At 62.4% G+C, this 16548-nt stretch carries 14 protein-coding genes and 2 pseudogenes; 4 read left to right on the top strand and 12 right to left on the bottom strand.

The window, feature by feature from the left end:
- Positions 1-53: 53 nt before the first annotated feature.
- From leuS to NCT03_RS11710, 5 genes are all read right to left on the bottom strand, one after another.
- The gene (leuS, locus tag NCT03_RS11690; RefSeq protein WP_250492718.1) at positions 54-2648 is read right to left on the bottom strand and encodes a leucine--tRNA ligase; all 2595 of its coding nucleotides are present in this window, start codon (positions 2646-2648) and stop codon (positions 54-56) included.
- A gap of 460 nt (positions 2649-3108) precedes the next feature.
- Complete coding sequence (locus tag NCT03_RS11695; RefSeq protein WP_250465639.1) at positions 3109-3537, bottom strand: ExbD/TolR family protein; 429 nt, start codon at positions 3535-3537, stop codon at positions 3109-3111.
- A gap of 14 nt (positions 3538-3551) precedes the next feature.
- Positions 3552-4217 carry a MotA/TolQ/ExbB proton channel family protein gene (locus NCT03_RS11700; RefSeq protein WP_244826229.1) on the bottom strand — a complete coding sequence of 222 codons (666 nt, stop codon included), beginning with the start codon at positions 4215-4217 and terminating at the stop codon, positions 3552-3554.
- Between the two features lie 5 nt (positions 4218-4222).
- Positions 4223-5020 carry a 4-hydroxy-tetrahydrodipicolinate reductase gene (gene dapB, locus NCT03_RS11705; RefSeq protein WP_250492719.1) on the bottom strand — a complete coding sequence of 266 codons (798 nt, stop codon included), beginning with the start codon at positions 5018-5020 and terminating at the stop codon, positions 4223-4225.
- A gap of 102 nt (positions 5021-5122) precedes the next feature.
- A complete protein-coding gene (locus NCT03_RS11710) occupies positions 5123-5914 on the bottom strand; it encodes an outer membrane protein assembly factor BamE (protein WP_244826231.1) in 792 nt (263 codons plus the stop codon).
- 231 nt (positions 5915-6145) lie between these two features.
- Here NCT03_RS11710 and fur point away from each other — a divergent pair, with 231 nt between their 5' ends.
- Complete coding sequence (gene fur / locus NCT03_RS11715) at positions 6146-6574, top strand: ferric iron uptake transcriptional regulator (protein WP_244826232.1); 429 nt, start codon at positions 6146-6148, stop codon at positions 6572-6574.
- A gap of 185 nt (positions 6575-6759) precedes the next feature.
- Here the strand turns inward: fur and alc are convergent, their stop codons facing one another.
- Both alc and NCT03_RS11725 read right to left on the bottom strand, forming a co-directional pair.
- On the bottom strand, positions 6760-7779 hold the full coding sequence (alc, locus tag NCT03_RS11720) for an allantoicase (protein WP_250492720.1): 1020 nt from the start codon (positions 7777-7779) through the stop codon (positions 6760-6762).
- Positions 7780-7820: 41 nt separating this feature from the next.
- Positions 7821-9140 (bottom strand): C4-dicarboxylate transporter DctA, encoded by a 1320-nt coding sequence (locus tag NCT03_RS11725; RefSeq protein ID WP_244828113.1) that lies wholly within the window; start codon positions 9138-9140, stop codon positions 7821-7823.
- 231 nt (positions 9141-9371) lie between these two features.
- Between NCT03_RS11725 and NCT03_RS11730 the strand changes: the two genes are divergently transcribed.
- Positions 9372-10067 (top strand): FadR/GntR family transcriptional regulator, encoded by a 696-nt coding sequence (locus tag NCT03_RS11730; RefSeq protein ID WP_244826234.1) that lies wholly within the window; start codon positions 9372-9374, stop codon positions 10065-10067.
- 188 nt (positions 10068-10255) lie between these two features.
- Here NCT03_RS11730 and gap read toward each other — a convergent pair whose 3' ends face one another.
- Together gap and tkt are read right to left on the bottom strand one after the other, a co-directional pair.
- Positions 10256-11266 (bottom strand): type I glyceraldehyde-3-phosphate dehydrogenase, encoded by a 1011-nt coding sequence (gap, locus tag NCT03_RS11735; RefSeq protein WP_244826235.1) that lies wholly within the window; start codon positions 11264-11266, stop codon positions 10256-10258.
- A gap of 42 nt (positions 11267-11308) precedes the next feature.
- Positions 11309-13360, bottom strand: a complete 2052-nt coding sequence (gene tkt, locus NCT03_RS11740; RefSeq protein ID WP_250465645.1) for a transketolase — start codon at positions 13358-13360, stop codon at positions 11309-11311.
- 347 nt (positions 13361-13707) lie between these two features.
- On the opposite strand from tkt, the gene NCT03_RS11745 reads away from it, so the two are divergent.
- Positions 13708-14121, top strand: a complete 414-nt coding sequence (locus tag NCT03_RS11745) for a VOC family protein (RefSeq protein ID WP_244826237.1) — start codon at positions 13708-13710, stop codon at positions 14119-14121.
- A gap of 64 nt (positions 14122-14185) precedes the next feature.
- On the top strand, positions 14186-14923 hold the full coding sequence (locus NCT03_RS11750) for a 16S rRNA (uracil(1498)-N(3))-methyltransferase (RefSeq protein ID WP_244826238.1): 738 nt from the start codon (positions 14186-14188) through the stop codon (positions 14921-14923).
- A gap of 98 nt (positions 14924-15021) precedes the next feature.
- Here NCT03_RS11750 and NCT03_RS11755 read toward each other — a convergent pair.
- From NCT03_RS11755 to NCT03_RS11760, 3 genes and pseudogenes are all read right to left on the bottom strand, one after another.
- Positions 15022-15417, bottom strand: a pseudogene (locus NCT03_RS11755) (barstar family protein); the annotation flags it as partial.
- 69 nt (positions 15418-15486) lie between these two features.
- Positions 15487-15594: pseudogene (locus NCT03_RS34380) on the bottom strand (barstar family protein); the annotation flags it as partial.
- Positions 15595-15609: 15 nt separating this feature from the next.
- Positions 15610-16128: a ribonuclease gene (locus tag NCT03_RS11760; RefSeq protein WP_250492721.1), complete on the bottom strand. Its 519-nt coding sequence runs from the start codon at positions 16126-16128 to the stop codon at positions 15610-15612.
- Positions 16129-16548: the final 420 nt, after the last annotated feature.

Below are 16548 nucleotides of genomic sequence, written 5' to 3' on the forward strand. Positions count from 1 at the left end.
GCCGGTTGCCTCGACTCGTTTTCCGGTCACATCCACTCCCTTGGCGCTCATCATCAGACGACCACGTTGACGAGGCGTCCCGGCACCACGACGACCTTCTTCGGCGCACGCCCTTCGGCAAACTTCTCGAACATCTCGTGCGCAATCGCGGCCTTTTCGATGTCTTCGCGCGATGCGTCCTTCGCGACCGTCAGCGCGCCACGGACCTTGCCGTTGACTTGCAACACGAGTTCGATCTCCGATTGTTCGAGCGCGGCTTCGTCGACCTTCGGCCACGGCGCATCGAGCAGCGGACCGAAGCTATCGGCGTAACCGAGTTCCGACCACAACTGAAACGTGACGTGCGGCACGACCGGATACAGCACGCGCAACAGCACGCTGAAGGTTTCGTTGAGCACGCCTTCGCTCGACTGCTTCGCGCCTTCGAGCGCGTTGAGCATCTTCATCGCGGCCGAAACGACCGTGTTGTACTGCAGGCGGCCGTAGTCGAAGTCGGCTTGCTTGAGCACCGTATAGATTTCGCGGCGCAGCGCGCGATCGGCATCGTTGAGTTTCGATGCATCGAGCTTCGCGTGCTGACGCAGCGCTTCAGCGTTGTCGTGTCCGAAATGCCACACACGGCGCAGGAACCGGCTCGCGCCTTCCACGCCCGCGCCCGACCATTCGAGCGATTGCTCCGGCGGCGCGGCGAACATAACGAAAAGACGCGCCGTATCCGCACCGTATTGGTCGATGAGCGTCTGCGGGTCCACGCCGTTGTTCTTCGACTTCGACATCTTCTCGACGCCGCCGAGCACGACCGGCTGACCGTCCGCGTTCGAGGTCGCGCCGGTGGGACGGCCCTTGTCGTCGTGCGTGACGGTGACATCCAGCGGGTTGTACCAGGTCTTCTTGCCCGCCGCGTCTTCGCGATAGAACGTTTCGTTGAGCACCATGCCCTGCGTGAGCAGATTCTTCGCGGGCTCGCCGAACTTCACGAGGCCCATGTCGCGCATGACCTTGGTCCAGAAGCGCGAGTACAGCAAGTGCAGAATGGCGTGCTCGATACCGCCGATGTACTGGTCCATCGGCATCCAGTAATCGGTGCGTTCGTCGACCATGGTCTTGGCGTCCGGCGCGCTGTAGCGCGAGAAGTACCAGGAAGAATCGACGAAGGTGTCCATCGTGTCGGTTTCGCGCTTCGCCGCCGCGCCGCATTTCGGGCACGCGCAGTTCAGGAACGCTTCGGACTTCGCGAGCGGATTGCCCGTGCCGTCCGGCACGAGGTCTTCCGGCAGCACGACCGGCAAGTCTTTTTCCGGCACCGGCACGTCGCCGCAACTCGGGCAATGGATGATTGGAATCGGCGTGCCCCAGTAGCGCTGACGCGAAATGCCCCAGTCGCGCAGACGCCAGGTGATCTGCTTGTCACCGAAGTCTTTCGCTTTCAAGTCGGCGGCGATCGCGTTGATGGCTTCCTCGGTCGTCATGCCGTCGTACTTGCCGCTGTCGACGAGACGCCCGGCGGTTTTGTCGCCGTACCATTCCTGCCAGGCATCGGTCGAATATGTCTTGCCTTCGACGGCGATGACCTGCTTGATCGGCAAGCCGTATTTCTTCGCGAACGCGAAATCGCGCTCGTCGTGCGAGGGCACGCCCATGACCGCGCCTTCGCCGTAGGACATCAGCACGTAGTTGCCGATCCACACTTCGACCTGTTCGCCCGTCAGCGGATGCGTGACGAAGAAACCGGTGGGCATGCCCTTCTTTTCCATGGTGGCGACATCGGCTTCCGCCACGCCGCCGCGCTTGCATTCCTCGATGAACGCCTGCAAGTCCGCGTTGTCGCGGGCAAGGCGCGTGGCGAGCGGATGCTCCGCAGCAATCGCCGCGAAGGTGACGCCCATGATGGTGTCGGCGCGCGTGGTGAACACGCGCAGCAGCTTCGCCTCGCCATCGATCTCATACGGGAAACCGAAGTTCACGCCGAAGCTCTTGCCGATCCAGTTCTGCTGCATGATTTTGACGCGCTCGGGCCAGCCGAGGCCTTCGAGATCGTCGAGCAACTGGTCCGCATAGTCGGTGATGCGCAGGTAGTACATCGGAATTTCGCGCTTCTCGACGAGCGCGCCCGAGCGCCAGCCGCGCCCGTCGATGACTTGCTCGTTCGCGAGCACGGTCTGATCGACCGGGTCCCAGTTCACCGTGCCGGTTTTCTTGTACGCGATGCCCTTTTCCAGCATCTTGAGAAACAGCCACTGGTTCCACTTGTAGTACTCGGGCGAGCAGGTGGCGACTTCGCGCGACCAGTCGATGGCGAGACCCATCGACTGCATCTGCTTCTTCATGTACGCGATGTTTTCGTAGGTCCACTTTGCCGGCGGCACGTTGTTCGCCATGGCCGCGTTTTCGGCGGGCATGCCGAACGCGTCCCAGCCCATCGGCATGAGCGTGTTGTGACCGTTCATGCGCAGATAACGGTACATCACGTCGTTGATGGTGTAGTTGCGCACGTGCCCCATGTGCAGCTTGCCCGACGGATACGGCAGCATCGAGACGCAATAGAACTTGGGCTTGGCCGACGTCTCGGTCGTCCGGTAGACGTCGTTCGCGCGCCAGTTGCTCTGCGCGGCGGATTCGACGTCGGCGGGTACGTATTTATCGTGCATGGTGTGGTGGCTTTACGCAAATGCTGGGAACGGACCTCGGACGCGCTTTGCGGCGTGTCGGTCTGGATTGGCGCTGCGCCCGGTGTTTCGTCCTGCTGCTGACGAGCAACGCAAAGCACGGGCAAAGGGCGATTATACCGTCGTGTCAACTTGCTCAGGCGATGGCGGCAGGCTTCGAGATGCGTGTGCGGGGCTTTCTGGCGGAGGCGGCGCGGTGCTTGGTGCCGATGCAAAGCTTCGAGCGCCCGCCGGTGAGAAGTCAAACGCCGCCAAGTAAGCCGATCGAGCGACATACGCGCAATGCAAGCTTGATCGAGGAGCGCATTGGGATTGTGCCGCGCTTCGCGTCTCCCGTCGCTGCAAAGCTCAAGTGTACGAAGCGGGAAAATACATTTGACCGGCACGCTGAAGTTGCATCCCGCCCGGCGCTGCCAACCGCCGCAAAACATAAAGGACGCGCCTACCGCGCCGGTTGCCCGACCGGCTGCGTAACGAACCCGATCCGCTCCAACCCCGCCTGCTGCGCCGCGCCCATCACCTGCGCGATGACCTCGTAGCGCGTCGCGCTCGACGCCCGCAAATGCACTTCGGGCTTTTGCGCGGCCTTGGCGGCATCCGCGAAACGCGCGCGCATGTCGTTCATGCTGATGGGCGCGTCGTTCCAGTAGAGCTTGCCCGCATCGTCGATGGAAAGCGTGATGGTCTGCGGCGTCTCGCGCGCCGGCTGCGACGCGACTTTCGGCAGATCGAGCCGGATCGCATGCGTGAAAAGCGGCGCGGTGATGATAAAGATGACGAGCAGAACGAGCATGACGTCGATGAGCGGCGTCATGTTGATGTCCGCCATTGGCGCGTTATTGGGCTTTTTGTCGAGTCCGCCGAACGCCATCGCCTCGCGCTCCCCTACTTGCCTTCACCGCACACGAACGTGTGCAGATCGTGCGCGAAGCCGTCGAGTTCCTCGGAAATCTGCCGCACGTAGCGCCCGAGCACGTTGTAGGCGAGCACCGCCGGAATGGCCACGACGAGCCCGAAGGCCGTCATGATAAGCGCCTCGCCAACCGGACCGGCGACGGTTTCGATCATTGCCTGTCCGCTCGCCGCAATGCTGGTCAGCGCGTGATAAATGCCCCACACGGTCCCGAGCAGCCCGACGAACGGCGCCGTGCTGCCCACCGACGCCAGCAGAACCTGCCCGAACTCCAGCCGCCGCTGTGAATTCAGCAACGCTTGCCGCAACGCGCGCAGCACGCGTTCGCTGCGTTCCACGCGCGCGAGCAACGCGCCCGGCATCTCGGCTTCCGACGCACGCCACGCAGCCTCGGCGAGCGGCAGATATACGCGCTCGCGATCGACTGCACGCAAGGCGCCGATGCCGTCCTTGAGCGTCGCCGCCTGCCAGAACCGCTGCACCCCGCGCGGCCCCTGACGCTTCGCGCGCGTGAGCACCCACGCCTTTACCAGCAGAAAACACCAGCTCGCGAACGACATGGCGAGAAGCACGCCCGCAATCGCATGCGTGACCGCATCGCCGCTTTGAAGATAATGAATGACGCCTGTGGCCGCCATGAATCTCAGCGCAGCCCGAGGACGTCCTGCATGTCGAAAAAGCCTTTGTCGTGGCTCGCGAGAAACCTCACCGCGCGCAGCGCGCCCTGCGCGTAAGACAGACGGCTCGCCGATTTATGCGTGATCTCGACGCGCTCGCCGATGCCCGCGAACATGACCGTGTGATCCCCGACGATATCGCCGCCGCGAATGGTCGCGAAACCGATGGTCGATGGGTCGCGTTCGCCGGTCACGCCTTCGCGCGCGTAGACGGCGCAGTCCTTGAGGTCGCGGCCGAGCGCCTTGGCCACTGCCTCGCCCATGGCGAGCGCGGTGCCAGAAGGCGCATCCACCTTGTGCCGGTGATGCGCCTCGATCACTTCGATGTCGTAGCCTTCCGCGAAGTGCTTCGCCGCGAATTCGAGCAGCTTGAGCGTGACGTTCACGCCAACGCTCATGTTCGGCGCGAACACGACGCCGATCTTCGCGCCCGCGGCTCGCAATTGCGCCTTCTGTTCATCGGAGAAACCGGTCGTGCCGATCACCATTTTCACGTTGTGACGCAGCGCGGCTTCGAGATGCGCGAGCGTGCCCTCGGGGCGCGTGAAGTCGATCAGATAATCGGCGGCGGCGAACACGCGTTCGATGTCGTCGGTGAGCAGGACGCCCGTGGTCTTGCCGAGAAACGCGCCCGCGTCCTGGCCGAGCTGCGGCACGCCGGGCCGGTCGAGGGCGCCGACGAGTTCCGCGTCGGAATCGTTGAGAACGATTTCGATCAACATCCGGCCCATGCGGCCCGATGCCCCGGCGATGGCGATCTTCATGGCTGTCTCGTGTCGAAGCGCGCAACGGTCACGCGCTGGATGATGCAGATTGGAAGCAACGGGAACCGCGCGAGGAGCGCGCCGGTTCCCGTCGGCGCCGCGTTACTGCGGCATGGAGAACTGCGTCTGACTACCGGCGTTGGAAGGCGTGGGCGACGTGCTCGCCGGGCCTACCGCGCTGCTATCCGGAATGTTGATTTGCTGCGGCTTGCGCTGCAACTGGATTTGCGAGTTGCTGCCGCCCGCGCCCGCCGAACCCGGCGCACCGCCCGCGCTTTGCGGCGCGCTGCTGTAGGCCGAAGAGCGCTGACGGCCCGTTGGCGTATCCACCTGAGCGGTCGCGCGATTCGCGGCCTGCGCCGCTTGCTGGTTCGCGTCGCCCGAAAAAGCCGCCGCTGCGTTTGGCTGCGTGGAAGGCTCGCCCGCCGGAGCGGTCACGGCCACGGTGGATGCCGCAACCGGCGCGGAAGCGGGAGGCACCGCGGCCTTCGCGACCTTCACGCCTTTGTCGCCGTCGATTTCCGCGAGCAGTTCGAGGTTCGAAGGCAGATTCTCGCCGCCCGACCAGCTCACCACGCGCTCGCTCGCGAAGTTCACGACGAAGTCGCGCTGCTGCACGACCGACGTGGAACCGCGCTTGAAGTAGAAGACGTAGTCCCAGCGATCCGCGTGGAACATGTCGGTGAGAAGCGGCGTGCCGAGAATTTGCTTGACCTGATCGCGCGACATGCCGACCTGCATCTGGCTTGCTGCTTCCTGCGAAACGAAATTGCCTTGCACGACCGTGATCCGATACGGCGTGATGCTCTGCGCGATCTTCTGCGTGATGCTGTCGTAAGTCGAGCAACCGGCCAGCAATGCGGCCACGGTTGCAGCGATCATGGTTCCCCGCATGCGACGGCTCTCCCTGCAATTCGATAAAATTTTTGAGAACATTTCAACCTTTCGCGCGAGGCGTTTTCGAAGGCCGCGCCAATCCAAGCCAATCCAAGCCAATACGTGAGCCAATACGCGACAGTCACGTGCTCATGCGGACCGATCCGTGTCATTTCTGTTCATGATGTCGGGAACGGTCAAAACGCATTACTATGAGAACCTCAAATTGTACTCTAGGGATGCCTAGCCATGACCAATCCCGCCGATCTCAAAAATATCGGGCTCAAGGCGACCCTGCCCCGCCTCAAGATTCTCGAAATCTTCCAGCACAGTCCGGTGCGCCATCTGACCGCTGAAGACGTGTATCGAAACCTGCTCACCGAAGAGCTGGATATCGGTCTCGCCACGGTTTATCGCGTGCTCACGCAGTTCGAGCAAGCCGGACTTTTGTCGCGAAGCAATTTCGAATCGGGCAAGGCCGTCTTCGAACTCAACGAAGGTTCGCATCACGATCACCTCGTGTGCATCGACTGCGGCCGCGTGGAAGAGTTCTTCGACGCCGAGATCGAACGCCGTCAGCAGTCCATCGCGAAAGAGCGCGGCTTCAAGCTCCACGAGCATGCGCTGGCTTTGTACGGCGCCTGCACGAAAGAAAACTGCCCGCACCGCAAGCATTGAGCGGATGCGCCGGGTGTCCGGCGCGCAACAGGCAAAACCGCCGCCCATCGGCAACGATGGACGGCGGTTTCATTTCGCCTGTACGATTTGCGAGATGCGTATGCGCACGATTCGCAATTAGGTTCACGCACCTTGATCGATGAACGCGAACGCTCGGCGCGCGAGCAAGACAAGCATCGGCGTCTTCATTGAATTTCGCCGAAGACGCGCAGCCGCGACACGCCGCCATCCGGAAAAATATTGAAGCGCACGTGCGTCACGGGCCCGAGCTTCGCGAGCTCCTTCTCGAAGCGATGCACGTTGTCCATAGCGAGTTTTTGCTCGTCGAGCAGCACAGGCCAGAACATGGCTTGCGTCACGAGCGATTCATCCGTGCCGCCCTCGACGCGCGCCGCCTGCAGCGAGCAGCGATCCGGGAAATTGCCTTTGAAATGCGCGGTATCGACTTCGATCGCGCGGATCACGCCGGGCGCGGCCAGCGCCACGATCGCCCAGTCGTTGCCAGGCTCGCGACGGCGACGCGTTTCCCAGCCATCGCCCATATTCACGCCGCGTCCCGGCATCAGCATTTGCGATGCTGGCCCGAAGTGCTGATTGTTCGCCGCGACCAGATACGCGCCGTTCTCGACAGCCGCGAGGTCCAGCAGCGTGCCGCGCTCGATGCGCGAAAAATCCGTCTTCGGCTGACCATACACACGTAGCCGCGCGATCCCGCCATCGGGGTAAATGTTCACGCGCAAGTGCGTGTAAGCGCGCGTATCGGCGATCTCGACATAGTGATGACGATTGCCCTGCAAGGTCGTCGCCGGCACGATCTCGCGCCAGTCGCCGTCTTCGGGCGCGCTCGCTGGATCGGCGTTCGGGCTGTAGCACGCCTCGACCGACGCGGCCGGCGGAAAGTTGCCGGTGAAGTGACTCGTATCGATATCGATGCCGTGAATCGTGCCCGCGCGCGCGAGCTTGACGACGCAGAAGTCATAGCCCGTCGTGCGCTTGCGGCGCGTTTCCCAGCCGTCCATCCACTTGCCGTGTTGGTCGTATTTGCCGGGAATGAACACCGCCGGCTGCGGCTCCAGCATGCGTTCCTTCGGCGCGAAGAATTCGTCCGTGGCGAAGAGCGCCTGCGCGCCAAGACGCGGGTCCGCGAGGTTCATATAGCGGCGCGTGAAGGCGGGCGCATCGGGATCGAGAATCGGGTTTGCCATTCGTATGTCCTTTTATTTGAAGATCGAGCGCAGCTTCGGCATCAGATCGCGTGCGCGTTCTCATGCCCATGCGAGGTTTCGGGCGCGGCCGGCACGAAGCGATAATCCGCGTCCTGGTCGAGCACACGCCTGGCGCGCGCCCGGTCGATGTCGTTCTCCCACACGGCCACGACCACGGTCGCCACGCAATTGCCGATGAGATTCGTCACCGCCCGCGCAATGCCGACGAACCAGTCGACCGGCAGAATCAGCACGAGACCGAGCACGGGAATCGCGGGAATGGCCGACAGCGTGGCCGCAAGGATCACGATGGCCGAGCCGGGAATGCCGTGCGCGCCTTTCGAGGTCACGAGCGACACGAGCACCACGACGATCAGGTCATGCAGCGAAAGCGGCGTGTTGGTCGCCTGCGCTATGAAGATCACCGCGAGCGTGAGGTAGATCGAGAAGCCGTCGAGATTGAACGAATAGCCGGTCGGAATCACGAGGCCGACGGTCGAGTCCTTGATGCCCATCCATTCGAGCTTGCGCATGATCTGCGGCAGTACGGCATCGGACGATGCAGTGCCGAGCACGATCGACAATTCTTCGCGCAGATAGCGCACGAGCTTGAAGATGGAGAAGCCCGCGAGGCGCATCACCACTGCGAGCACGACGAACACGAAGAGGAAGCAGCTTGCATAGAACACGGCCACGAGCAGGCCGAGTTGCTTCAACGATTCGACGCCGTACTGCCCGGTCGTGAACGCAATCGCGCCGAGCACGCCGAGCGGCGCCAGCTTGATGATGAACGCCATGATGCGAAAGAACACGTGCGAGAGTTCGTCGATCAGACCGGTCACGCGCTTCGCCTTGTCGCCGAGCAACGAGAGCGCCGAGCCAAATAGCACGGAAAACACCAGCACTTGCAGGATGTCGCCCTTGGCGAAGGCGTCGATGGCGGTATCGGGAATGATCTTCAGCAGAAAACCCGCCGTGTCCTTGAGGCTCTTCGCGTGTTCCGTATAGGTCGTGAGCGACGACGCGTCGAGCGTATGCAGGTCGATATTCATGCCGACGCCCGGACGCGTCACCCACGCGAGGATCGCGCCGATCACGAGCGCCAGCGTAGTCATGATCTCGAAGTAGACCACCGCTTTCAGACCGACGCGCCCGACCTTCTTCAGATCGCCCGCGCTCGCCATGCCGCTGACGACGACGCAAAACACGATTGGCCCGATCACCATCTTGATGAGCTTGAGAAAGCCATCGCCCAGCGGCCGCAGCGACTGGCCGAAGTGGGGAAAAAGCGCGCCGACCACGATACCGATGACCAGCGCGATCATCACCCTGCCGAACAGCGAATTCAGGAATCTCGACACGACCTTCTCCTTGTCGTTGAAGGGTTTCATTTCCAGGCAACTGTTCCGACTGGTCGGACCAGTGATGTGATGAGGCATATTAGAAAGCCGATATAACCGCGTCAAGCAACGCGTGCTAACGGTTTACCCTGTTGCCTTCTGGCATGGAATCGCTTGATTCGAACCGGAGCACACGCGTACGAAAGGCGCGCATACAATGGCGGTCAGACCGGCCATTCCCCAATTCTTCCTATGAAAAACGTTCCGCATACCGTGACCGATGCCGCCATCGCGACCATCCGCGAGCGTATCGAGTCGAGCATGTATCCCGTGGGCAGTTTGCTTCCCGCGCAGCGGCAACTATCGGAGGAACTGGCGATCAGCCGTGCTTCGTTGCGCGAGGCGCTGACCACGCTCGAAGCGCTCGGCATGCTGCACATCCGTCCCGGCAAGGGTGTGTATGTGAGCAGCGCGCAGGCGTCGAGCGCGCATGGCTGGCGGTTTGCCGATCAGGCGTCGTTGCCCGATACGTATCAGATGCGCTTCGCGCTCGAAGGATTCGTCGCGCGGCTGGCGGCGCATTCCATCGGCGACGCCGACATCGACTGGCTCGATGACAATCTGAACGCGCTGCAAGGCGCGCTCATGGCGGCGGAACTCGAGGAAGCCGCGCAACTCGACTTCGCATTCCATATGCGTATCGTGAGTCTCGCGGGCAATGCGGCCATCGAGTCCATCTTGCGTGGCAGCGCCGACATCATGAAAGAGAGCCAGCGCTTGCCGTTCTATCGGCGCGAGCTCGTGCTTTCGACTTATAACGAACACATGGTGATCGTCGAAGCACTCAAGGCGCGTGACGGCGAGAAAGCCGGCATTGCAATAGAGCGGCACATCGTCAACGCGGCGCAACGCGCGGGCGTGCATTTTCCGGTGCCACACCGAGCGTAGGTCCGGCATTTCCAGCGATGCGCTGTCGAATCGATCTCAGGGGCACGGCATCGGCGAACGCGGCTGCGGCGGCTGCGGCTTACGTCGTGTCGCATTGCCGGCAGAAATTTCGCGTAAGCCGGAACCCGCGCGGGAAAAGAAAAGCCGCTCCGAAGAGCGGCTTTTTTACGTCGGTCAGTGCACCAAGCTTACTTCGCGTTCGCGAGCGCTACAGCTGTGTCCAGCATGCGGTTCGAGAAGCCCCACTCGTTGTCGTACCAGCTCGACACCTTCACGAGACGGCCCGACACCTTCGTGAGCGTTGCATCGAAAGTCGACGAAGCCGGGTTGTGATTGAAGTCGATCGACACGAGCGGCGCCTCGTTGTAGCCGAGAATGCCCTTGAGCGAACCTTCCGCTGCTTCCTTCATGATCTTGTTGACTTCCTCGACCGTCGTATCGCGAGCGGCGATGAAAGACAGATCGACCACCGACACGTTGATGGTCGGCACGCGAATGGCATAGCCGTCCAGCTTGCCGTTCAGTTCCGGCAGCACGAGACCGACCGCCGAAGCCGCGCCCGTCTTCGTCGGGATCTGGCTATGCGTGGCCGAGCGCGCGCGACGCAGGTCTTCGTGATACACGTCGGTCAAAACCTGATCGTTCGTGTAAGCGTGGATGGTGGTCATCAGACCGTTCACGAGACCGATCTTGTCGTTCAGCGGCTTGACGAGCGGTGCGAGACAGTTCGTCGTGCACGACGCGTTCGAGATGACCGTGTCGGATGCCTTCAGCACGTGGTGGTTCACGCCATACACGATGGTCGCGTCCACGTCCTTGCCGCCCGGCGCCGAGATGATGACCTTCTTCGCGCCACCCTTGATGTGCGCGCTCGCTTTTTCCTTCGTCGTGAAAAAGCCCGTGCATTCCAGCACGACGTCGACGTTCAACTCGCCCCACGGCAGTTCGGCCGGGTTGCGGTTGGCCAGCACGCGAATCTTGTCGCCGTTGACGACGAGGTAATCGCCGTCCACCGACACTTCGCCCGGGAACTTGCCGTGCGCCGTGTCGTACTGCGTCAAATGCGCGTTCGTCTTGGCATCGCCGAGATCGTTGATGGCGACGATCTCGATGTCGTGTTTCTTGCCGTTTTCGTAGAAAGCTCGCAGCGTATTGCGGCCGATCCGGCCGTAGCCGTTGATTGCAACGCGAATCGTCATGGTCAATCTCCTGATGGCTAAAAAAACCGTTGACTGCCGGGTTCAGGCCGCGAGCACGGACTTCGCCGTCTCGACGACATGTTCCACCGTGAAGCCGAAATGCTTGAACAGCTCGCCCGCCGGTGCGGATTCGCCGAACGTGTCGATGCCGACCACGCCGCCTTCGAGGCCCACGTACTTGCGCCAGAAATCCGTCACGCCCGCCTCGATCGCCACGCGCGCCACGCCCTTGGGCAGCACGCGCTCGCGGTATTCGGCGTCTTGCTTGTCGAACACGTTGGTGCAGGGCATCGAGACGACGCGCGCGCCGATGCCGTCCTTCGCCAGTGCCTCGACCGCCTGCATCGCGAGCTGCACTTCCGAGCCGGTCGCGATGAGGATGATCTTGCGCGCCGGAATGTCGTCGTTCCAGTCGCGCAGCACGTAGCCGCCCTTCGCGATGTTCGCGATCTGCACGTCGTTGCGCGGCGAGAATTGCAGATTCTGCCGGCTGAAGATCAACGTGGACGGACCTTGATGTTCGATTGCATGCGTCCAGGCCACCGCCGTTTCCACGGTGTCGGCCGGGCGCCACGTCTGCAGTTGCGGAATCAGACGCAGGCTCGACACGTGTTCGATCGACTGATGCGTCGGGCCATCTTCGCCGAGACCGATGGAGTCGTGCGTGAACACGAAGATGGAGCGCGACTTCATCAGCGCCGCGACGCGCAGCGCGTTGCGGCTGTAATCCGAAAACGTCAGAAACGTGCCGCCGAACGGGCGGAAGCCGCCATGCAGCGCAAGACCGTTGATGGCCGTGCTCATGCCGAATTCGCGCACACCGTAATTGATGTGGTTGCCCCACTGAATGCCCGCGTGACCGGGGTTCGCGTTTTCTGCGTCGCCGGCAGCGCGTACGGGCTTCGACGCTTTCCAGTTCGTGAGGTTCGATCCAGTGAGATCCGCGGAACCGCCCAGCAGTTCCGGCAACGCAGCGGCCAGACCTTCGATGGTCTGTTGCGATGCCTTGCGCGAAGCGACCGTTTCGGCGCGCTGGTTCGCATCTTCGATGATCTTCGCCGCGCTCGCCTTCCAGTCAGCCGGCAATTCGCCCTTCATGCGGCGCGTGAATTCGACCGCTTCGCTGCCGTACTTCGCGCGGTAGGCCTCGAACGCCTTGTTCCACTCGGCTTCGGCGTGCGTACCTTGTTCCTTCGCGTCCCACGCCGCATAGACTTCCTGCGGAATCACGAACGGCTCGTAATTCCAGCCGAGGCCCGCGCGCGTCGCGGCGATTTCCTTGTCGCCGAGCGGCGCGCCGTGCGCGTCGTGACCGCCCGCCTTCGTCGGCGCACCCTTGCCGATGACCGTGCGGCAGCAGATCAGCGTGGGCTTGTCCGAGTTCTTCGCCGTGGCGATGGCGGCATCGACCGCTTCGACGTCATGGCCGTCTACCGCGCGGATCACGTTCCAGCCGTAGGCTTCGAAACGCTTCGGGGTGTCGTCGTGGAACCAGTGTTCGACGTGACCGTCGATGGAGATGCCGTTGTCGTCGTACAGCGCGATCAGCTTGTTCAGCTTGAGCGTGCCCGCGAGCGATGCGGCTTCGTGCGAGATGCCTTCCATCAGGCAACCGTCGCCGAGGAAAACATACGTATGGTGATCGACGATCTTCGCGTCGGCCTTGTTGAACTCGGCCGCGAGCAACGCTTCGGCGAGCGCCATGCCGACCGCGTTGCCGACGCCCTGACCGAGCGGCCCGGTGGTGGTCTCGACGCCCGGCGTCATGCCCACTTCCGGATGACCCGGCGTCTTCGAATGCAGTTGGCGGAAGTTCTTCAGTTCACCGATCGGCAGGTCGTAGCCGGTCAGGTGCAGCAGCGAATACAGCAGCATGGAGCCGTGACCATTCGACAAAACGAAACGGTCGCGGTCGAACCAGTGCGGATTCGTGGGGTTGTGCTTCAGATGGCGCGACCACAGCGCGACGCCGATTTCGGCCATGCCCATGGGCATGCCGGGGTGACCGGAGTTGGCTTGTTGAACGGCATCCATGGCAAGCGCGCGGATCGCGTTGGCCATGAGGGCGGTCTGACTGGAGGGCTGGGTCGTCATGTCGTGTCGAGTGCTTGGAAAGCTCGGGAGCTTCCGGCTGGTCCTGAAATAATCCGCAGTGATTCTGCTACGCGCCGGACCCGCGGCACACAACGTTTTCAGGACCGGAACGACGAGAAACGACGAGGATCGGGAGGCCGTCATTCTAACAGACCGGTCCGATTGACAGGCCGCGAGCAAGCGCCAAAGCATCGCCGTTCGACGCGCATCGCTGACCATCGCGGCGGGCACGTTCCGTGCAGCGGCTGCTTCGCTTCGAGCGCCGGCGCCTCCGGATGGCATGCCGGGCTTCGTGGCAGAATGTCCCTCACCGTATTCGTGCAGCAAGGCTTGAAGGAGTGCTTTCGATGACAGACCCACGCCCGGCCGACGTGCCCTGGTTGACGCCCTATCTCACCGTGCGCGATGCGCGCGTGAGCATCGGGTTCTACGAGAAGGCGCTCGGCTTCGCGGTGCGCGACAGCGTGAACGACGATGGCAGCATCATCCACGTCGAGATGACGTATCGCGGCCAGTTGATCGTGATGTTCGCGCCGGAGGGCGCTTACGGCTCGCAGGCGCGCACGCCGAAGAGCTCCGGCATCATGGCGCCGCAGTCGTTCTATCTTTATGTGGACGACGTGGATGCCACCTTCGCGCAGGCCATCGCCGTGGGCGCAAAAGCGCTCATCGAGCCACAGGATCAGTTCTGGGGCGACCGCTTTGCGCAGATCGAAGATCCGGATGGCTATCGCTGGGCGATTGCGCGGCATCTGAACTAAGCGCTGTTTCATTCCCTCAAGGCAACTTCACTATCCGCGGGTTCTGCATCCGCGATCGTTACCTATGCCACGCTTTTACGTTGACGGCCCGCTCGCGGTGGGCCAAACCTTGCCCCTCCCCGACGATGTCGTGCGCCACGTGCACGTCCTGCGCCTCCAGACCGGCGATGTCATCACGCTCTTCGATGGCGAAGGCGGCGAGTATCGCGCGGAGCTGACCGAGATCGCGAAACGCGCGGCCAGCGCGCGGATCGACGAACACGACGAACGTGACGCGGAGCCGCCGTATCGCGTGATACTCGCGCAAGGCGTCGCGGGCGGCGACAAGATGGACTGGCTGATCGAGAAGACGGTGGAGCTGGGCGTCGCGGATATCGTGCCGCTGACCACCGAGCGCGGCGTCGTGCGGCTTGCGGGCGAGCGCGCGCTCAAGCGTCAGGCGCACTGGCAAGCGCTCGTGCGCGCCGCCTGCGAGCAATGCGGACGCAATCGCGTACCGCACGTCGCGCCGCCGCGCGATCTCGACGCCTGGCTCGCCGACTTGCCGCCCGCCTCCGATGGTGAGCTGCGCTTGCTGCTTTCGCCGCGCGCGGAACTCACGTTCGCGACGCTGCCCGCAAAAGCGCCGCGCGAACCGGTGACTTTGCTGATTGGACCGGAGGCGGGATTTTCGCCATTGGAAGAAAGTGAGATTGTGGCGGCGGGTTTCTCCGCGCTCGGTCTCGGACCGCGCGTGTTGCGCACGGAGACGGCGGGAATCGCGGTGCTGGCCGCGCTCGCCGCGCGTTGGGGCGGCTGGTGAACGGGACGACAGCCCGCAAAACAAAATCAGCCCGATGAGCAAGACCCATCGGGCTGATTCATTTCAAACGTCGCGCGAGCAGCGCTCGCTTCAGCGCGTCACACGAACGAATAGAACACGCGGAACGCCACGCGCCGTTCGGCCCAGAACTCGGCCGCGTCGCGGAACACGTCGAGCAGCGTCTCGCGCCCTTCCTTGTCGAATTTCTGCGCAATCGGCAATTGCTCCAGCACGATCACGAAGCCCGGTTGCGAGCCCGCCTTGTGGACGAGATCGGTCAGCGAGTCGTACAGCGCGTCGTAGTTCTTGCCGAAGTGCTTGGGAAACAGGAACGACGTTGCAATGGTCTCCAGGATTTCCTGCTTGCTCTGCGCCTGCCCGAGATACGCGTAAAGAAAATGCTGTTCGAGTCGATTCGCTTCGTCGGCGAGTTCCTGAACACGGAACGCGCGGATGGATTGCACGATATTCGGCCGCACCGTCGCGAAAAGAGACTCGGATTCCTCCGCCGGTTCCTGAGGATGCGCCTGCACCGGATTCGGCTCGTCATCGGGTCTGTTGTCGTGTTCTGTCATGCGTAGCCGCAATACTCGCTGGAACAGGTTGCCATCGCCGGTTGCGAAAAGATCACTCGCGACGCCGTTGTCGTGCGCGTAGATGTTGTCGCTCATGCCGTTAATCCCTAGTTAGTCCGCAATGCGTTTGAAACTGGCGTAATGGTCTTCCGTGTAGTAGCAGTCGCCGGTCTGCCGCTTCGACCCGCCACACACGATTCGCCGGGCGCCCCGGTCACGCGAACGCGGCGTGGGCACCGTGTACTCGTGGTAATAACCACGCGGATGCCGCGGCAGCACACGCTCGCGATTGCCGAACACGACTCCGTCCTTTGGATAAGGGAAAGGGCCGCCCGCTTCGATCAGCCGCAATGTAGCCACTGCCTGCTTCGGCAACTGCGCAATGCCGATGGTGGCGAGCCCGTCACGCTTAGGCCGGCCGGATTCGGCAGACCGTTGCGTGGGTTCCCGCACCGGTCCCCGACCAAGAGACCCTGCCGATTCGGCGGGCGTTCCCGGCGCCTCGCTTGCCTGAATGGCAGCGGGACCCGCGGATGCCGCATCTGGTGCGCCGCCACGGGATTCGTCCTTGCCACACCCGCCAAGAATGAGACTCAAGGCGACGATGGTTGAAACCCATGCACGCATCACGAAACGGTTGTCCCCGCGTTATCAGAATTCGACGACCATGAAAGATGCAAGGGTATCGCTAATGACAAGGGGAAGCAACGTTCCGCGAGAAATCGGCAATTCTTCCTTAAAATTGCCAAAAAGCATGGAGATTGGCAAAAAATCAAGTCAATATTTAGCCCAAATCTGAGAGATTTTTATCCTGAACGAGATAATAATTTGTCCCGCAGAGCCGCGAAGCCATATGACGAGTCGCCTCACTTGTCGGCTTCACGGCAGGCGCTCCGCCGAGGCTCTGTTTTTGACCCTTGGAGGGCGAGTGAATCCCCTTTGCTCTTGCCTCGAAGCGTGCCAACGACCCACGGCACGCTTTTTTTTCGCCCGCGTTTTTTGCTGCCAAAAAAAACGCGGCGGAAAATTCCGCCGCGTTCAATTGGCACG

This window comes from Caballeronia sp. GAWG1-1, assembly GCF_023631465.1.
In the GTDB taxonomy this organism is placed as follows: domain Bacteria; phylum Pseudomonadota; class Gammaproteobacteria; order Burkholderiales; family Burkholderiaceae; genus Caballeronia.